16 protein-coding genes are annotated in these 17,044 nt (G+C 74.8%); 6 read left to right on the plus strand and 10 right to left on the minus strand.

What is annotated here, in order from left to right:
* The first annotated feature begins 46 nt into the window (after positions 1-46).
* The 3 genes from PATMI_RS0120560 (at position 47) to PATMI_RS38025 (ending at position 2,547) form a co-directional block, all read left to right on the plus strand.
* On the plus strand, positions 47-1,102 hold the full coding sequence (locus PATMI_RS0120560; protein ID WP_026912251.1) for a mandelate racemase/muconate lactonizing enzyme family protein: 1,056 nt from the start codon (positions 47-49) through the stop codon (positions 1,100-1,102).
* A gap of 55 nt (positions 1,103-1,157) precedes the next feature.
* Complete coding sequence (locus PATMI_RS0120565) at positions 1,158-2,048, plus strand: deoxyribonuclease IV (RefSeq protein WP_026912252.1); 891 nt, start codon at positions 1,158-1,160, stop codon at positions 2,046-2,048.
* 298 nt (positions 2,049-2,346) lie between these two features.
* Positions 2,347-2,547 carry a peptidoglycan-binding domain-containing protein gene (locus PATMI_RS38025; RefSeq protein WP_211241768.1) on the plus strand — a complete coding sequence of 67 codons (201 nt, stop codon included), beginning with the start codon at positions 2,347-2,349 and terminating at the stop codon, positions 2,545-2,547.
* 17 nt (positions 2,548-2,564) lie between these two features.
* Here the strand turns inward: PATMI_RS38025 and PATMI_RS32065 are convergent, their stop codons facing one another.
* A complete protein-coding gene (locus PATMI_RS32065; protein ID WP_051472101.1) occupies positions 2,565-3,314 on the minus strand; it encodes an alpha/beta fold hydrolase in 750 nt (249 codons plus the stop codon).
* A 55-nt stretch (positions 3,315-3,369) separates the two neighbouring features.
* On the opposite strand from PATMI_RS32065, the gene menD reads away from it, so the two are divergent.
* Complete coding sequence (gene menD / locus PATMI_RS0120580) at positions 3,370-5,217, plus strand: 2-succinyl-5-enolpyruvyl-6-hydroxy-3-cyclohexene-1-carboxylic-acid synthase (RefSeq protein WP_036726211.1); 1,848 nt, start codon at positions 3,370-3,372, stop codon at positions 5,215-5,217.
* Between the two features lie 31 nt (positions 5,218-5,248).
* On the opposite strand, the gene PATMI_RS35185 is transcribed toward menD, so the two are convergent.
* From PATMI_RS35185 to PATMI_RS38030, 5 genes are all read right to left on the minus strand, one after another.
* Positions 5,249-5,905: a glutathione S-transferase family protein gene (locus PATMI_RS35185; RefSeq protein WP_051472102.1), complete on the minus strand. Its 657-nt coding sequence runs from the start codon at positions 5,903-5,905 to the stop codon at positions 5,249-5,251.
* Between the two features lie 29 nt (positions 5,906-5,934).
* Positions 5,935-7,395 (minus strand): isochorismate synthase, encoded by a 1,461-nt coding sequence (locus PATMI_RS0120590; RefSeq protein WP_026912255.1) that lies wholly within the window; start codon positions 7,393-7,395, stop codon positions 5,935-5,937.
* A gap of 130 nt (positions 7,396-7,525) precedes the next feature.
* Positions 7,526-8,080, minus strand: a complete 555-nt coding sequence (ilvN, locus tag PATMI_RS0120595) for an acetolactate synthase small subunit (RefSeq protein ID WP_245604240.1) — start codon at positions 8,078-8,080, stop codon at positions 7,526-7,528.
* The gene (gene ilvB, locus PATMI_RS0120600) at positions 8,080-9,774 is read right to left on the minus strand and encodes a biosynthetic-type acetolactate synthase large subunit (RefSeq protein ID WP_026912257.1); all 1,695 of its coding nucleotides are present in this window, start codon (positions 9,772-9,774) and stop codon (positions 8,080-8,082) included. The genes ilvN and ilvB overlap by 1 nt, the downstream gene beginning before the upstream one ends.
* Positions 9,775-9,944: 170 nt before the next feature.
* Entirely contained in the window at positions 9,945-10,391 is a 447-nt protein-coding gene (locus tag PATMI_RS38030; protein WP_211241769.1) for a hypothetical protein, read from the minus strand.
* An 88-nt stretch (positions 10,392-10,479) separates the two neighbouring features.
* Here PATMI_RS38030 and PATMI_RS0120610 point away from each other — a divergent pair, with 88 nt between their 5' ends.
* Complete coding sequence (locus PATMI_RS0120610; RefSeq protein WP_157260886.1) at positions 10,480-10,944, plus strand: hypothetical protein; 465 nt, start codon at positions 10,480-10,482, stop codon at positions 10,942-10,944.
* Between the two features lie 3 nt (positions 10,945-10,947).
* Positions 10,948-12,942 (plus strand): DUF2079 domain-containing protein, encoded by a 1,995-nt coding sequence (locus tag PATMI_RS0120615; protein ID WP_026912259.1) that lies wholly within the window; start codon positions 10,948-10,950, stop codon positions 12,940-12,942.
* Between the two features lie 25 nt (positions 12,943-12,967).
* On the opposite strand, the gene gatB is transcribed toward PATMI_RS0120615, so the two are convergent.
* The 4 genes from gatB to PATMI_RS0120635 form a co-directional block, all read right to left on the minus strand.
* Positions 12,968-14,437, minus strand: a complete 1,470-nt coding sequence (gene gatB, locus PATMI_RS0120620) for an Asp-tRNA(Asn)/Glu-tRNA(Gln) amidotransferase subunit GatB (protein ID WP_026912260.1) — start codon at positions 14,435-14,437, stop codon at positions 12,968-12,970.
* On the minus strand, positions 14,434-15,978 hold the full coding sequence (gatA, locus tag PATMI_RS32080) for an Asp-tRNA(Asn)/Glu-tRNA(Gln) amidotransferase subunit GatA (RefSeq protein ID WP_051472103.1): 1,545 nt from the start codon (positions 15,976-15,978) through the stop codon (positions 14,434-14,436). Before gatA ends, gatB begins: the two co-directional genes overlap by 4 nt.
* 1 nt (position 15,979) lies before the next feature.
* Positions 15,980-16,264 carry an Asp-tRNA(Asn)/Glu-tRNA(Gln) amidotransferase subunit GatC gene (gatC, locus tag PATMI_RS0120630; protein ID WP_026912261.1) on the minus strand — a complete coding sequence of 95 codons (285 nt, stop codon included), beginning with the start codon at positions 16,262-16,264 and terminating at the stop codon, positions 15,980-15,982.
* A 107-nt stretch (positions 16,265-16,371) separates the two neighbouring features.
* Complete coding sequence (locus tag PATMI_RS0120635) at positions 16,372-17,010, minus strand: hypothetical protein (RefSeq protein WP_026912262.1); 639 nt, start codon at positions 17,008-17,010, stop codon at positions 16,372-16,374.
* Positions 17,011-17,044 lie beyond the last annotated feature (34 nt).

Raw genomic sequence — 17,044 nt, forward strand, 5'->3', positions numbered from 1 at the left:
CCCACCCGTCCGACCGTCTCCGCGCCGTCCGAATACGCTGCGCGACGTGGATCTGCGCATCGAGGAGGTGGCCCTCCGGCTCGCGCAGCCGATGCGTGCGGCGTGGGGGGAGATGACGGAGCGGCGGCTGCTGCTCGTCGAGCTCGAGGACGACGACGGCATGATCGGCTTCGGCGAGGCCTCACCGCTGCAGCCGTACGACGGCATGCCGCTCGACGTCTGCCGCGACGCCCTGCAGTCCTGCGCCAGGGCGCTCCGGGAGACCCCGGTCGCGTCGGGCGCCGAGGCCCTCGAGCTGTGCCGCGCCGTCACCGACGTCCCGCACGCCCTGGCGGCCGTCGACCTGGCGCTGTGGGACCGCGCGTCCCGTCGCGAGGGCCGCTCGGTCGCGTCGATGCTGACCGAGGACCCGTACCGCTGGGTGCCGGTCAACGCGACGATCGGCGGTCACGATCCCGAGGACGCCGCCGAGCTCGCCCGCGAGTGCGCGGACGCCGGGTTCGAGACCGTGAAGCTCAAGGTCGGCCTGCCCGACGACGAGGAGCGCGTCCGTGCCGTCCGCGAGGCCATCGGCCCGGACGTGGCGCTCCGCCTGGACGCCAACGGCGCGTGGACCGTGAACGAGGCGATCGCCGCGATCGCGACCCTCTCGCCGTACGGGGTCGAGCTCGTCGAGGAGCCGGTGCACGGCATCGAGCCGATCCGCGCGGTGCGCGACCGGCTGCCGGTCCGGGTCGCGATGGACGAGACCGCGGACGTCCCCGGCGCCATCGCCTCCGGTGCCGCCGACGCGGTGGTGCTGAAGATCAGCCGGTCCGGCGGGATCGGCGGGCTGCTGGCCCGTGCGACGCTCGCGCGGTCCACCCGCGCCGACGTGATCCTCGCGTCCGCGTGGGACGGTCCGCTCGCCGTCGCCGGGGCCGTCCACGCCGCCGCCGCGCTGCGCCTGCGCGACGCGTCGGGCCTCGCGACGCTCCAGCTCTTCGAGCCCGCCGCGCTGGACGCCGTCGGCATCGGCGGCCAGAGCCTGGGCGACCTCGCCGCCCGGCTCGTCCCCCGCGACGGCACGCTCAGCGTGCCGCGCACCCCGGGCCTGGTCTGAGACCGGCGGAGGCGCACGGACCCGGCGGCGGGCGCGGCGTTATCGTGGCCGCGCGATGACCGACTCCCCCGCCAGCCTCCCGCTCCTCGGCCTCCACGTCTCTCCCGCCGGAGGCCTGCCGAAGGCGGTCGAGCGCGGCGTGGAGCGCGGCTGCGAGAGCATCCAGATCTTCACCCAGAGCCCCCGCCGCTGGGCGCCGACGAACCACAGCGACGAGTCGATCGCGGAGTTCCGCGAGGCCCTCGCGGCGTCGCCGATCGAGTCCGTCGTGATCCATGCGCTCTACCTCAGCAACGCGGGGACGCCGGACCCCGAGCTCCGCGAGAAGTCGCTGACGGCGATCACCCACTCGCTGCGGGTCGGCGACCAGATCGGCGCCGTCGGCGTCGTGCTGCACCCCGGGTCGGCCAAGGACGGCGACGTCGGCGAGGCCCTGGACCGCTGCGGCGACGTCTTCAAGGAGGCGCTGGCGGAGTCCGAGAACTGCCCGCTGCTGCTCGAGGACACGGCCGGCACCGGCGGCACGCTCGGCCGGTCGTTCGAGGAGCTGAAGATCCTGCTCGACGGCACCGGCGGCCACGACCGCGTCGGCTTCTGCCTCGACTCGTGCCATCTCCTCGCCTCCGGCTACGACGTGCGCACCACCGACGCCCTCGACGCCGTCCTGGCCGACGCGGACGCGACGTTCGGGCTCGACCGCCTGCGCTGCATGCACGTCAACGACTCCCAGACGCCGCTCGGGTCCAACCGCGACCGGCACGCACCGCTCGGCACCGGCGAGATCGGCGAGGACGGCATCGCCGCGCTCCTCAGCGAGCCGCGCTTCGCCGGGATGCCCGTGATCTTCGAGGGCCCGGGCGTCGACGGCAAGGAGCCGCAGATCGCGGACATGGAGATCGCCAAGCGGCTCCGCGAGCAGGGCCGCAAGGCCCGCGGGCTCGCCTGATCCGTCCGCCGCGGCCGCCCGGTCCGGCGTCGGATCTGCGTCGCTCCGGCGAAGATTTCGCGGCGCGACCGCGAACGCATAAGTGCCCTTGAGGTGCTCCGTGCAGGATGCAGGCAGATCGATTCCTCCCCAGGGGTCATCGGTGTCATCCAGCTCGCACTCGTCCGCCACCCGCCCCGTCCGACGCGCCACCGTGCGCGTCAAGCACGCGGCCGCTCCCATCGCGGTCGCCGGGGTCGTGGCGTTGTCGGCGACCGGTCTCGGGTTGTCCCCCGCGCCGGCCGCCGCCGCGGACCGCGTGCAGCAGCGCCTGGTGGCCGAGGGGTTCCTCTCGGCGGCCGACGTGACGGGCTCCTTCGACGCCCGGACCGGCGCCGCCGTCGCCCGCTGGCAGGCCGCCCGCGGCCTCGATGCACACGGCGTCGTCGATGCGGTGACTGCCGACGAACTCCTGGGTACAGGCTCGACGCAGGTCCCCCAACGAAGGATCCCCCGATGACCCAGCAGAGCGACGTCTCAGCCGGACGAGCACAACGCCGCAGCCACCGCGGCCGGCGCCTCGCGCAGCAGGCCATGGCCGGCGTCGGCAACAACGACCTGGCCCGCCGGCTGCGCCGCAAGGCCCAGGAGCCGCGTGCCGATCGCCCGGTAACGCAGATCACGGCCACCGACGACGACGCTCAGAGGAACCGCAAGCGTCGCCAGGCGCGGCCCCACCGCGGGTACCGCGCCCGCACCCAGACCGCGTAGCGCGGCCGCCAGTCCCGACGGATCGCAGGCCGCCAGCGCGTCGCGCTGCGCGGCCCGCGCCTCCGGCGGATCGCCGTCCCACAGGGGCAGCTCCGCCCACCGCTCCGCGAACGTCGCGGCGCCCTCCTGCTCGAGGAACACCGCCTGCTCCTCGTCCGATCGCCGCCGCGCGGCGCGCTCGTCCTCGTCCTCCATCCCGGACGTCGACGACACCAGCACCACCCGCGACACGAGCGCCGTGTGCTCCAGCGCCAGGTGGAGGCCGACGCGCCCGCCGAGCGAGTAGCCGGCGACCGTCACCGGCCCGTCCGACGCCTCCGCCAGCCCGCGCAGCACCGGGACGAGGTCGTCGAGCACGTGCTCCAGGTCGACGGGCCGCAGGTGCGCCGCAGCGCCGTGGCCGCGCAGGTCCGGCGCCACGATCCGCAGGTCGTCCCCCGCGGCGAACGCGACCCCGTCCCACGACGCGCCGGAGCCGCCGAAGCCGTGGAGGGCCAGGACCGTCGTCTGCGCCATCCGGCCGAAGCCTCGCAGAGCCGCGCGCGCGGCCGCGCTCTGGCACCCTCAGGGGGTGTCCGCGACCGACCCACCGCTCCGAGACGGCCACGGGAGCCGCGCGCTGGTCGCCGCGCTGGTCGACGAGCTCGTCCGCTCCGGGGTCACGGACGCCGTCACGTCGCCCGGCTCCCGCAACACGCCGCTGCTCCTGGCACTCGCCGCGCACCCGGGGCTCCGGACCCACGCGGTGATCGACGAGCGCTCCGCGGGGTTCGTGGCGCTCGGCATCACGAAGGCGTCCGGCCGGCCGACGCTGCTGTGCTGCACCTCCGGCAGCGCCGTCGCGCAGTACCTGCCGGCCGTCGTCGAGGCGCACCACGCCCGCCTGCCCGTCGTCCTGATGACGGCCGACCGCCCCGCGGAGCTGCGCGACGTCGGCGCCGGGCAGACCGTCGACCAGCTCGGCCCGCTCGCCCCCGTCCTGCGCTGGCAGCACGAGGCCGCCGTGGACACCGCCACGGCGTCGACCGTCCGCTACGCCCGGACCCTCGCGGCCCGGGCGCTGCACGCCGCGGCCGGCGGCGGATCCGCCGGACCGGGGCCCGTCCACCTGAACCTGCCGCTGCGCGAACCGCTGGTCGTCCCGGACGCCGACGCCACCGACGGGCCCGCACCGGCCGACGAGCTGGTGCCCCCGCGCGCGGACGGGCGGCCGTGGGTCCGGCGCACCGGCGAAGCCGGGCGGCCCGACGACGACGCCGTCCGGCTCCTCGGCTCGCTGCTGGCCTCGCGACCGCGCGCGGTCGTCGTCGCCGGGCGACACGAGGAGGAGCCGCGGCTCGGCCCGGCGCTCGCCGCGCTCTGCGAGCTCCTGTCGCTGCCGCTGCTCGCCGATCCGCTCTCGAACGCGCGGCGCGGCGACGCCGCGATCGCGCGCTACGACGCGCTGCTGGCGGCCGGCGGTGCGGACGGTCTCGGCACGCCGGAGCTCGTCGTCCGGCTCGGCGACCTGCCGACGAGCAAGCCGCTGCGGGCGTGGCTCGCGTCGCTGCCGACCGACGTCCCGCAGGTCCACGTCGCCGCGGACGGCGCGTGGCAGGACCCCGACGGCGTGCTCTCCGACGTGATCGTCGCGGCACCGCTGCCGCTCCTGGAGCAGCTCGCACCGCGCCTGGCCCACGCGCCGCGCGACCCCTCGTGGCTCGCCTCGTGGCGCGCGGCCGACGACCGCGTCGCCGCCGCACAGGCGTCAGTGCTCGACGAGGGCGACGACGACACGGCGCCGACCGAGCCCTGGCTGGCCCGCGAGCTGACCGCGCTCCTTCCCCCGGCGGCGACGCTGCTCGTGGCGGCCTCGATGCCGGTGCGCGACGTCGAGGGGTACATGGCCCCGCGCGGGCAGGTGCGTGTCGTCTCCAACCGGGGGGCCAACGGCATCGACGGCACGATCGCCACCGCCTGGGGCCTGGCGCTCGGGCGCGGCGACGGCGACGGCGAGGTCGTCGTGCTGCTCGGGGACGTCGCGCTGCAGCACGACGCCGGGTCGCTGCTCGCCGCGGGCCGTTCCGGTGCGGACCTGACGGTCGTGCTCGTCGACAACGACGGTGGCGGCATCTTCCACTTCCTGCCGGTCGGCGAACGGGCCGATCCGGACGTCGAGCGGCACGTGATGACGCCGACGGGCCTCGATGTCCCGGCGATCGTCGCGGCGGCCGGCGGCGTGCTGCACGAGGTGCCTCGCCGCGCGGACCTCGTCCCGGCCCTGCGCGCGGCGTCGGCGCACCGGGGGCTCTCGGTCCTCCTGGTCCGGACGGACCGCGCCGAGAACCGCGCGCTGCACCGCCGGCTCGGCGAGGCGGTGTCGGACGCCATGTCGGCGCCCCCGCTCGCGGTGGCCGACGAGACCGCCCCGTCGGAGTAGCGGGGCCGGGCGCCCGCCGCCGCGCGGGTCGTCAGCCCCGCGGACGCTCCGCCACACGGGCCGCCCACGCCGTCAGCCGCGGGTGCGACGCCGCGTCGAACGTCCCGCGCTCGTGGAGGACGCGGTGGAACGGATCGTCGTCGCCGGGCGGCGGTGCCTCGACGCCGTAGCGGAGGAACGGATAGGCGGTGACGTCGCAGATCCCGAACGCGTCGCCGCAGAGGTGGTCGACGCCGTCGAGGCGCTCCTCGAAGCGGTTGAGCCAGGTCCGCATCCGTGCGGAGTCGTCGTCGACGGCCCGCGACTCGCTGCCGCTCAGCCGGGACAGGTCGAACCCGACGGGCCCGAGCAGCGCGGCGAGCCGGTTGGGCGGGCCCTTCCACACCTCGTTGAAGCGGTGGCAGAAGACGTCCGCCAGCGCGGCGTCGCCCGGATCCGACGGCCACAGGGCCGGGGTCGGGAACCGCGCCTCGATCCACGCCAGGATGCGCGGCGAGTCGGTCACCACGGTGTCGTCGTCGGCGAGCAGCACCGGGACGAGGTCCTGACCGCTGGCCTCGCGGACGACGCGGCGGTCGTCGGGGTCGACGTCGACCCACTCGACCTGCAGGCCCTTGTGCCCGGCGGCGAGCGCTATGCGCTCCACGTTGGTCGAGTGCGGCACGCGCAGGACGCGGAGGTCGGCCATGCGCAGGATCGTACGGGGCGGGGCGCCGCTCAGGCCGAGAGCAGCGGCAGCAGCGCCTGGAGCTTGATCTCCGTCTCCGCGAGCTCCGCCGCGGGGTCGCTGCCCTCGACGACGCCGACGCCCGCGAAGCAGCGGGCGAGCTCCGGTTCCAGGAGCGCGGAGCGCAGGGCGACGGAGAAGTCGCCGTCGCCGGTCGCGTCGATCCAGCCGACCGGGCCGGCGTACCAGCCGCGGTCCATGCCCTCGAGCGCCGGGATGAGCGGCAGCGCCGCGGGCTCGGGGAAGCCGCCGACCGCGGGGGTCGGGTGGAGGCGCTCGACGAGGTCGAGGACCCCGACCGCGGTGGCCAGGTGCGCGCGGATCGGCGTGGCGAGGTGCTGCGCGCTGGCGGCCTTGACGACCTCGGGGCGGGGCGCGGCGGTCGTCCAGATCGCCAGGTCGTCGAGGCGCTCGACGATGCGCCGGACGACGATCGCGTGCTCCTCGCGGTTCTTCGCCGAGCGCATCAGGTGCTCGCCGAGGTGGGTCTCGACCGCAGGGTCGCTGCTGCGGCCCGTGGTGCCGGCCAGCGCCAGCGTCGCGACGCGGTTGCCGGCCCGACGGACCAGGAGCTCGGGGGTCGCCGCGATGAAGGTGCGGTCGCCACGACCGACGGCGAGGACCACGCAGCCCTCGTACGCCTCGTGGAGGACGCCGATGACCGCCGCGGGGTCCGGCGTGGCGCGTCCGGCGACCTGGACCTCGCGGGCGAGGACGATCTTCTCGAACGCCCCCGCGCGGATCCGGTCCACGCCGCTCTGCACCGCGTGCTCGTAGTGGGCGGGCGGGAGTGCCGAGACGATCCGCGCGCGGGAGGCGGGGTCCGGGTCGAGCAGCGGGGCTCGTGCCGGCTCGACCACGTCGACGCGGGCCAGGGCGCCGCCGACGAGCTCCTCGGGGTCGTCGGTCGCCCGCACCAGGACGGCGATCGTCGCGCGGACGCGGCCGCTGCGCCCGGCGAGCGCGAGCGTCGGGACGACGAGCGACGCGGCCGCGAACCCGTCCCAGGCCAGGGTCGACGCGCCGTCGTCGGCGAACGCGAAGCCGCCCACCGCCACGAGGCCCTCGGCCTCCTCCCCCGCGCCGGCGTCGGCGACGGCGTCCGCGGAGCGCGTGCTCCACGCCCGGGCGACGAGCCTGAAGCGCTCGGGCCCCTCGGCCTCGAGCGCCTCGACGCAGCCGAGCGTCGCGAGCACCTGGCCGTCGCGGTCGCGCTGGCCGTACACCGACCAGGCCTCGCCGGGGAGGCGGCCGGACGCCACCGTCGCCATCGCGTCGAGCGTCGGGGGCGCGTCGACGGTGATCGCGGCGAGCACCGGCCGGCCGGAGCGGGTGGCGCGGCGACGGGCGGTGCGGGCGTGGGCCAGCAGGCGGTCGCGGTCCGCCGGGGTCAACGGGACCGCGGGCTCCCGGTCCGCGGTGCGGGACTCGGGGACGACCGTCGAGGACATGGATGGATGATCGCAGCGGGAGGGGAGCACCACAGCGCGACGGGTCACACCCGCACGCGCCGGGGACGGGCCCCGACGAGCGCCCGCCGGACGCGGAGCGCCCGGACCGCCGGGCACCCCGCCGCGGCGCTCAGGTCTCCTCGCGGCCCCGCGAGATCGCGACCTCGCCGGTGCGGATCATCTCGACGAGCCCGTACGGGCGCACGAGCTTCTCGAACGCCTCGATCTTGGACCGCTCGCCGGTGATCTCGGCGATGATCGACTTCTTCCCGATGTCGACGATCTTGCCGCGGAAGACCTCGGCCAGCTCGCGGATCTCGGACCGCGTCTGCGGGTCGCAGGAGACCTTGAACAGCGCGAGCTCGCGGGCGACCGTCTCGGCCGGCTGGAGGTCCTTGATCTTCAGGACGTTGATCAGCTTGTGCAGCTGCTTCGTGACCTGGTCGATCGGCTGCGACGCGCCGTCGAGCGTGAGCGTGATGCGGGAGATCCGCTCGTCGTCGGTCGGGCCGACCGAGAGCGTGTCGATGTTGAATCCGCGGCGCGTGAAGAGGCCCGAGACGCGCGTGAGCACGCCGGGCTTGTTCTCGACCAGCACGGACAGGACGTGCTTGCGGCCGCTGCGGACCGAACCCGCCGCGTGCAGGTCGTCGAGGGAGAGGAGCTCGTTCGTGTCGACCATCATCAACCCACCATGTTCCGTGCGGCCTCGCCGGGCGCGATCATCGGGTACACCTTCTCGTCGCGGGTGACGCGGACGTCGATGAACGCCGGGCCCTCCGCCTCGAACGCGGCGCGCAGATCGTCCTCGAGCGACGAGGACTCCGTCAGGCGGATCCCGCGGATGCCGTAGGCGTCGGCGAGCTTCACGAAGTCCGGGAAGGCCTCCTCGCCGCCGAACGTGTGCATGTCGACCTGCGAGTAGCGCTCCTGCCAGAAGAGCTCCTGCCACTGGCGGACCATGCCGAGGTAGCCGTTGTTCAGGATCACGACCTTGACCGGGATGTTCTCCTGGCGGATCGTCGCGAGCTCCTGGATGTTCATCTGGATGGACCCGTCGCCGGTGACGACGACGTTCAGGCGGTCCGGGACGCCCATCTGCGCGCCGATGGCGGCCGGCAGGCCGAAGCCCATCGTGCCGAGGCCGCCGGAGTTGATCCACCGGCGGGGCTCGGGGTAGTGGTAGTACTGCGCCGCCCACATCTGGTGCTGGCCGACGTCGGAGGAGATGATCGCCTCGCCGCCGGTGACCTCGTAGATCGCCTGGATGACCTGCTGGGGCTTGATCTCGCCGTTCTCGCCCGGCTCGTACGTCAGCGGGTGGCGCTCCTGCCACGTGTGGATCCGCTGCCACCAGGCGTCCATGCGGCTCTGGTCGGCGTCGAGCTCCCGGTACTCGTGCGCGAGCTTCGGGAGGATCTGCTTGGCGTCGCCGACGATCGGGATGTGCGCCGGGATGTTCTTCGAGATCTCGGCCGGGTCGACGTCGATGTGGATGTACTTCGCGCGCGGCGCGAACTCGGAGAGCTTGCCGGTGACGCGGTCGTCGAAGCGGCAGCCGACGGCGATCAGGAGGTCGGCCTCGTCGACCGCGTAGTTCGCGGCGCGGGTGCCGTGCATCCCGAGCATGCCGATCCACTGCGGGTCCGGTGCGGGGAACGCGCCGAGGCCCATCAGCGTGGACGTGATCGGAGCACCGGTCTCGCGCACGAGCTCGCGCAGGGCCTCCGACGCGTTGGCGGAGACGACGCCGCCGCCGGTGTAGAAGACCGGGCGGCGGGCCGCGGCGATCGCGCGGGCGGCCTGGCGGATCTGCTTCGCGTTGCCCGTGGTGCGGGGCTGGTAGCCCGGCAGGTTCACGTCGGTGACCGGCTCGTAGGCGATGTCCGCCTTCGTGAGGTCCATCGGCAGGTCGACGACGACCGGGCCGGGTCGACCGGTGCCCGCGATGTGGAACGCCTCGTGGATCGTGCGCGGGATGTCGCGCGGGTCCGTGATCAGGAACGAGTGCTTGACCGCCGGCATCGTGATGCCGATCGTGTCGGCCTCCTGGAAGCCGTCGGTCCCGAGGAGCTCGGTGCGGACCTGCCCGGTGAAGAACACCACCGGGACGGAGTCCATCATCGCGTCCATGATCGGGGTGACGAGGTTCGTCGCGCCGGGGCCGGACGTGCCGAACGCGACACCGACCTTGCCGGTCGCCTTCGCGTAGCCCTCGGCCGCGTGCCCGGCGCCGGCCTCGTGGCGGACGAGCACGTGGTGGATGCCGGCGTCGTAGAACGCGTCGTACGTCGGGAGGTTGGCACCGCCCGGGTACCCGAATACGACGTCCACGCCCTCCGCCTTCAGGCACTCCATGATCGCGTCGACCGCACGCATACGCCCATCCTCCTCCCCGACTGAACCGCAGGGGACCCGTTGAAAGCACGAGGCCGCCCGGGTCGGACGGCCAGAAAGACCGATGGTAGCAGCGGATCCGTGCCCTTCGCCGCCCCGGACGCACCTGCACGAGGGACGCCCGCGGACGCGGACGACGGGCGGGCCCGCGGTCAGCGCGCGCCGGCGCCGGTGCTGGGCGTCGCCGCGCCCTCGTCGGCGGACTCGGCGGCGCGCTCGTACGGGTTCTCCGCCTCGCCGCCGTCGGCGTCGGGCGCGTCGTCGGCCGACGCGACGGCGCCCGCGGCGGCCTCGTGGTCGAGCGCCGCCTCGTTGACGGCCTCCGGCAGGTACCGGACCTCCGGGAACCCGAGGTCGGTGCCGCAGCTCATGCACATCGTGTCGGTGATCGGCAGCAGCCGGCCGCAGGTGTCGCACTGCCGGCGCTGCTCGTAGCGGTGCCCGGGATACACCACGGAGGCGATGTATCCGAACAGGGGCAGGCACGCCGCGATGAAGAACCACAGCAGGAACGAGCTGCCCTTGGAGCGGCCCTGGAGCCCGCCACCGATCCCGAAGAGGACGCAGATCGCGAGGAAGAATGCGAACGGTCCGTCCACACCACTAGCCTATCCTCTCCGACCGGCTCACCAGGAGCCGGTCACCGGAGACGCACCGAAGGGCACGACCACGTTCCGCTGGGCCAGCTTGAGCACCCCGTCAGCCGCGCTGCTGGGCGAGCCGGTGCTCCTGGCGGCACCGGTGTCGCCGTTCGCGCGGCGTGCGCCGGGGCGCGGTGCGTGGGGTCACGAGCCCCTGACCGGCGCCCAGGTGCGGCTGCTCGTGGTCACTGCGACCCGGGTCGCGGTGCTGACGCTCGACCGCGACGTCGGCGGGCCGGTCTACTACCGGCCCCTGCAGATCGAGATCGAGGTGCCGCGCGACGAGGTCCGCGGCGTCGAGCTCGGGACCTACCGCCCGTCGCGCCGCTTCACCGTCGTCCTGACGGAGGGCCGGTCCTGGCACCTCGAGGTGACGACGTTCGGGCGACGCCTCTGGGGACCGATCATCACGGCGCTCGGACAGGTCCAGCGCGGACCGGCGACGGACGTCGTGCGGGGGCCCGAGGGCGGCCCGGAGAACCAGGTCGTCTCGCCGGACGCGCGCGCGTAACCCGTGCCCCTCCCCCGGATCCCGGCGCTCCGGCGGCCGCGCGACCCCGGGCTGACCGTGGTCGTGCTCGCGGCGCTCCTGCTGTCGGTCGCCTACGGCGTGTGGGCGTGGCAGCGGCACCGCTGGTACCTGACCGCGGGGTACGACCTCGGCATCTTCGACGAGGCGACCCGCAACCTCGCCCACCTGCGCGCGCCGGGCTCGTCGTTGCGGGAGATCCCGAACCTCTGGGGCGACCACTTCCACCCGATCATCCTGCTGTGGGGGGCGCTCCGCGCGCTGTGGCCGTCGCCGGTCGCGCTGCTCGTGTCGCAGGCCGTCCTCGTGTCCGCGGCGATGGTGCCGCTCTACCTCCTGGCCCGGGACCGGGCGGGCACCGTCGCCGGCGTGCTCCTCGCGCTGGCGTACGGGACGTCGTGGGGCGTCCAGCGGGCGATCGACTTCGACGTCCACGAGCTGGCGTTCGCGCCGGCGCTCCTGGCCTGCGCTGTCCTCTTCGCCGACCGGCGGCGGTGGCGCTGGTTCTGGGTCTCCGTGGTGCTCCTCCTGTGCGTCAAGGAGGACGTCTCGCTGCTCGTGGTCGCGCTCGGGATCTGGCTCGTCCTGGAGGGCGAGCGGCGGCACGGGGCGGCGGCGGTCCTCGCGGGGATCGCCTGGTTCGTCCTGGCGACCCGCTGGTGGATCCCGTCGATCGGGGTCGAGAGCTTCACGTACTGGACGTACTCGCAGTTCGGCGACGACGCGCCGAGCGCCCTGGGCGCTGCGGCGACGCACCCGTGGCGCCTGGTCACGGTGGCCGTCGACCCGGCGGTCAAGCTCGGGACGATGGCGGCGCTCGTGGCCCCGTTCCTCGTCGTCACACCGTGGCTGACGCGGCTGGCGATCCTGCCGGTCCCGCTGTTCGCGGAGCGCTTCCTGTCCGACCAGCCGGTCTACTGGGGCACGTCCTTCCACTACTCGCTGCTCCCGACGATGGCCCTGGCGATCGCCTCCGCGGGCGGGATCGCGACCGTGCAGCGCGCGCTCGCCCGGCGGTCGCTCCGCACCGGGGCGGCTCCGCGCTGGGCCGTCGCGGCGCGCCGCACGCCGGCCGTGCTGGCCGGTGCCGGGCTCGTGGCCGGGACGATCGCGTGGTTCGCGGTCTACGACCGCGGCCTGACCAGCCCCGAGGGACCGCCGCTCGCGGCCATGGCGACGCTGCACGGGCCGCCGAAGCTGGTCGACCGCGTCGCGCTGGACCGGCTGGTCGCCGCGGTGCCGCGCAGCGGGTCGGTGGCGGCGCCCCGGCGCATCCAGCCGCACCTGACGGGACGCGGGCAACCGGTCCACGTCCTGGAGAGCCGCCTGATCGGCGTCGGGCACCCGCTGCACGTCGCGACCGACGACAACGTGCTCGTCGACCTGACCGACCCCACGACCGACGTCGTCGCCGAGCGCGGCCGGTACGCCGAGGTCGTCGCCGCCACCGACGACCGCCTGGCCGCGGGCGGGCTCGTCGGCGTGTGGGGCGATCCCTCCGGGTGGGTCGTCCTGCGGTCGCCGCGCGCCCCGGGCGGGGCGCCCGTGAGCCCGTCGCTCGGCGTGCTGTCCGGCGCCCCGGCGCGGACGGCGCGCGACGCCGCCAACGCCTGGCGCCGGGCGCTCCTCTCGACGGCGCAGGACTGCGCGATCAGCTGCGACCCGAGGGCCAAGGCCCGGCTCGACGCCGCCGCCGCGACCCTCGACCGGGCGATGCAGGCCGCCGGCGCCGCGTCGCCGGGCGCGTGCGGTCCGATCCTGCGGGGCGTCGGGCCGTCGGCGGCGGACCTGCTGGCCCGACGCGCGGCGATCACCGCGGCCCCCGGCAGCGGGGCGGCCCAGACCAGCTACCGCGACGCGGTCGACGGCCGGCTCTCCGGTGCCGCCCGCCGGGCGCTCATGGTCTGCGCGCCCGCCGACCCGGCCGTGCCGGGCCGCGGGCTCCCGCTGCCGCCGCCCGGTCCGGGCGCGACCGCCTGAGGGCCGCGCCGGACCTCCCCGGACCTCAGAGCCCGAGGATCTCGCGCGTCAGGCGGGTGACCTCGCCGCCGTCGGCGCGACCCTTGGTCTCCTTCATCACGGCGCCGACGATGGCGCCGATCGGCTTCATGTTGCCCGTCCTCAGCTTCTCGACGACGTCGGGGTTCGCGTCCAGCGCGGCCTGCACGACCGGCCGCAGCTCGTCCGCACCGCCGACGGCCGCGAGGCCCTTGTCCTCGACGATCGCGGCGGGCGAGCCGCCCTCGGCCACGAGGACGTCGAGGACCTGCTCGCCGGCCTTGCGGTTGATCGTCTTCGCGCCGACGAGGGCGACGAGCTCGGCCAGGGCCTGCGGCGTCACCTTCGACGCCGCCGGATCGGTGGAGGACTCGTCGTCGGAGGCGTCGTCGTCGCGGCGCAGGGCCTCGAGCCGGCGGACGAGGTCGTTGCCGATCCAGTTGGCGACCTGCTGCTTGTCCGCGTCATCGCCTGCCGCGGCCAGCGTCGCCTCGAAGTAGTCGCCCAGCGCGCGCCGGAAGGCGAGCAGGCGGGCGGACTCCTCGTGCAGGCCGAGCTCGGTGCGGAAGCGCTCGGCGCGCTCCAGCGGCAGCTCGGGGACGGACGCGAGCGCGGACTCCAGGAGCTCCTTGGGCACCGCGACCGGCGGCATGTCGGGCTCGGGGAAGTACCGGTAGTCGTGCGAGCCCTCCTTGGACCGCAGCGACGTGATCGAGCCCGTGCGCGGGTCGAAGTGCAGGGTCTCCTGCTGGACGCGCTCGCCGGCCCGCACGAGGGAGATCTGACGCGCGACCTCGGCGTTGATCCCCTGCTCGATGAACCGGAACGAGTTCATGTTCTTCAGCTCGGTCTTCGTGCCCAGGCCGGTGTCGCCGACGGGGCGGATGGAGATGTTGGCGTCGCAGCGCAGCGACCCCTCCTCCATGTTCACGTCGGAGACCCCGAGCTGACGCAGGGTCTCGCGCAGCAGTCGCAGCCAGCTGGAGGCCTGCTCGGCGGAGCGGATCTCCGGCAGCGTGACGATCTCGGCCAGCGGCGTGCCGCCGCGGTTGTAGTCGACGACCGAGCTCGTCGAACCGCCGATCCGGCCGCTCGCGCCGGCGTGCGTCAGCTTCGCGGCGTCCTCCTCGACGTGGACCCGCTCGAGGCCGACGTCGCCCAGGCGCCCACCGTCGACCAGCGGTTCGTCGAACTGGCTGATCTGGTAGCCCTTGGGCAGGTCGGGATAGAAGTACGACTTGCGGTGGAAGACCAGCCGCTCGGCGAGCTTCCCGCCGAACGCTGCGCCGATCATGAGGCCCAGGCGGATCGCCTCGGCGTTGACCACCGGCAGCGTGCCCGGCATGCCGAGGCAGACCTGGCAGGTGTGCGTGTTCGGCGGGTCGCCGAAGACCAGCTCGCACCCGCAGAACATCTTCGTCTTGGTCGCCAGCTGGACGTGGATCTCCAGCCCGATGACGGGCTCGTACTCGGTCATGCCGCGTCCTTCCCGGTCGGGTCCGGCGCTCCGAGCTCGGCGACCCCCGAGGCGGTGGCGGACCCGTCCCGCACGCTCCCCGAGTCCGCGCCCCGTGCCGGCGAGCCGTCGAAGGCGAACGCCAGCTCGAGCGCGTGCGCCGCATCGAGGATCGCCTGCTCGGAGAACGCCGCACCGGAGAGCTGCAGGCCGACGGGCAGCCCGTCGGAGAGCCCGCACGGGATCGAGATCGCCGGGACGCCGGCCAGCGACTGCGGCAAGGTCGTGACGTCCGCCTGGTACATCGCGATCGGGTCGTCGGTGCGCTCGCCGAGGCCCCAGGCGACGGTCGGGCTGGTCGGCGTGGCGATCAGGTCGACCTCCTGATGGACGGCCGCGAAGTCCTCGACGATCTTCGTGCGGACCTGCTGCGCACGCCGGTAGTAGGCGTCGTAGAAGCCGCTGGAGAGCGCGTAGGTGCCGAGCATGATGCGGCGCTTGACCTCCGGGCCGAAGCCGTCGTGGCGGGTCTTCGTGTAGAGCTCGACGAGGCCGCCCTGCCCGATGTCGGCGCGGTTGCCGTAGCGGACGCCGTCGAAGCGGGCCAGGTTCGAGGAGGCCTCGGCCGGCGCCAGCAGGTAGTACGCCGAGAGCGCGTGGCGGGCGTGCGGCAGCGCGACCTCGACGATCGTGGCGCCGAGCGACTCGGCCGTCGCCAGCGCGGCGTCGAACGAGGCGCGGACGCCCGGCTCGATGCCCTCTCCGAGGAGCTCGGTCGGCACACCGATCCGGACGCCGTCGAGGCGCTCCGCGGTCGGGAGGTCGATCTCGGGGCTGTTCCCGGTCCACCCGATCGACGTCATGTCGTTCGGGTCGGCGGGGCCGGTCATCGCCCGGAACAGCGCGGCGGCGTCCTCGACGTTGCGGGTGATCGGGCCGGCCTGGTCCAGCGACGAGGCGAAGGCGATCATCCCGTAGCGCGAGACCGAGCCGTACGTGGGCTTCAGGCCGACGACGCCGCAGAGCGCGGCGGGCTGGCGGACGGAGCCGCCGGTGTCGGTGCCGATCGCGGCGGGCGCCAGGCCGGCCGCGACGGCGGCCGCGGAGCCGCCGGACGAGCCGCCCGGGACCTTCGTGCGGTCCCACGGGTTCAGGACCGGGCCGAACGCGGAGTTCTCGTTCGACGAGCCCATCGCGAACTCGTCCTGGTTCGTCTTGCCGAGCACCGTGGCGCCGGCGTCCTGCAGCCGGGCGATCGCGGTGGCCGTGTAGGGCGGCAGGTACCCGCGGAGCAGGTTCGACGCCGACGCCGTGGGGACGCCGGTGACGCAGAAGAGGTCCTTGACGGCCAGCGGCACGCCCGCGAGCGGCCGGTCGGTGCCGGGGGCCGCGTCGCGGTCGCCGAGCCCGGCCTGCAGGTCGTCGGCCAGCCACGTGAAGCTGTTGGTGTCGTCGGCTGCCGCGCGTTCGCGGTAGGCGCCGAAGAGCTCGTCCTGCGAGAGGTCGCCGCGGCGCAGCGCCGAGGCGGCCTCGACGACGGAGAGGGAGGTCGGGTCGGTCATGTCAGGCCTGGGGGCTCGGGACGCGGAAGCCGTCGTCGGACGCGTCGGGCGCCTGGTCGAGCGCCTGCTCGCGGGGCAGCGACGGGCGGGGCTCGTCGGCCCGGAGCGCGCTGCGCTCGACGAGGACGTGAGCGGTCGGCTCGACGCCGTCGAGGTCGAGCTCGCCGATCGTCTCGAGGTGGCCGAGGACGGCGGAGAGCTCCCGCGCCATCGGCTCGATCTCGTCGTCCCGCAGCTCCAACCTGGAGAGCGTGGCGACGTGGAGGACGGTGTCGCGGTCGATCATGCGGTCCCGATGGTAGAGGCGGGGCGCGGGGAGGGGTCAGCCGGGTCGAGTGCCGGTGCCACCGCGAACCGGGGCGACCCGCCCGGCGGCGTTCGACCGGCCCGGGATCAGGTCGGGGACGTCGTCGGGACGGGCCGCGGCTCGGGGAGCTGGTCGTCGGCTCCGCGCCGGCGCGTCCGGTCGTCCGCGAGGGCGACCCAGGGTCCGGCGGCGAGCAGCAGCAGGCCGGCGAGCCCGACCCAGCCGCCCCAGCCGACCACCGCGTCGATCGGCGGGTTCTGGGACCGGACGTCGTCGGAGCCCTGATACATCGGGAGGACCTCGAAGACGTCCGCGGCACGGATCCCGGGGAGGAAGGCGAGCAGCCGGAGCCCCGTGGCCACGAGCGCGATCGCGGCGACCGGGAACGCGACGACGAGACCCGTCACCGCGCCGTACGTCGGGCGCCCCGGACCGGCCCGCAGGGCGAGGACCAGCGCGGCGATCGCGGCGACCGGGGCGAGCAGGACGAGCTCGAGCCACGGGTGCCCGATCCCGCCGAGCCCGCGCGTCGCTGCCAGACCACGGACGTCCCCCGCGTACGCGGACGCCCCGTAGCCGCGCAGGACGTAGACCGCCTCGTCCCCGCCGCCGTGGAGGTCCTCCCGGAGCCACGGCCCCAGCAGCCCGACCACGACGACCACCACGCCGAGGACGACGAGCCACTCGCCGCGCCGCCAGCGGTCCGTCGGGAGGAGGGTACGCATCGCCGGGCACTGTACGGGCGATGCGGGCGCACGA

The sequence above is a fragment of the Patulibacter minatonensis DSM 18081 genome (assembly GCF_000519325.1).
Lineage (GTDB): Bacteria > Actinomycetota > Thermoleophilia > Solirubrobacterales > Solirubrobacteraceae > Patulibacter > Patulibacter minatonensis.

Coding starts and splice junctions, on each gene's coding strand:
- PATMI_RS0120565 (WP_026912252.1), top strand. CDS start 1,158: ATGACCGACTCCCCCGCCAGCCTCCCGCTCCTCGGCCTCCACGTCTCT.
- PATMI_RS32065 (WP_051472101.1), bottom strand. CDS start 3,314: ATGGCGCAGACGACGGTCCTGGCCCTCCACGGCTTCGGCGGCTCCGGC.
- PATMI_RS35185 (WP_051472102.1), bottom strand. CDS start 5,905: ATGGCCGACCTCCGCGTCCTGCGCGTGCCGCACTCGACCAACGTGGAG.
- PATMI_RS0120590 (WP_026912255.1), bottom strand. CDS start 7,395: ATGTCCTCGACGGTCGTCCCCGAGTCCCGCACCGCGGACCGGGAGCCC.
- ilvN (WP_245604240.1), bottom strand. CDS start 8,080: ATGATGGTCGACACGAACGAGCTCCTCTCCCTCGACGACCTGCACGCG.
- ilvB (WP_026912257.1), bottom strand. CDS start 9,774: ATGCGTGCGGTCGACGCGATCATGGAGTGCCTGAAGGCGGAGGGCGTG.
- gatB (WP_026912260.1), bottom strand. CDS start 14,437: ATGACCGAGTACGAGCCCGTCATCGGGCTGGAGATCCACGTCCAGCTG.
- gatA (WP_051472103.1), bottom strand. CDS start 15,978: ATGACCGACCCGACCTCCCTCTCCGTCGTCGAGGCCGCCTCGGCGCTG.
- gatC (WP_026912261.1), bottom strand. CDS start 16,264: ATGATCGACCGCGACACCGTCCTCCACGTCGCCACGCTCTCCAGGTTG.
- PATMI_RS0120635 (WP_026912262.1), bottom strand. CDS start 17,010: ATGCGTACCCTCCTCCCGACGGACCGCTGGCGGCGCGGCGAGTGGCTC.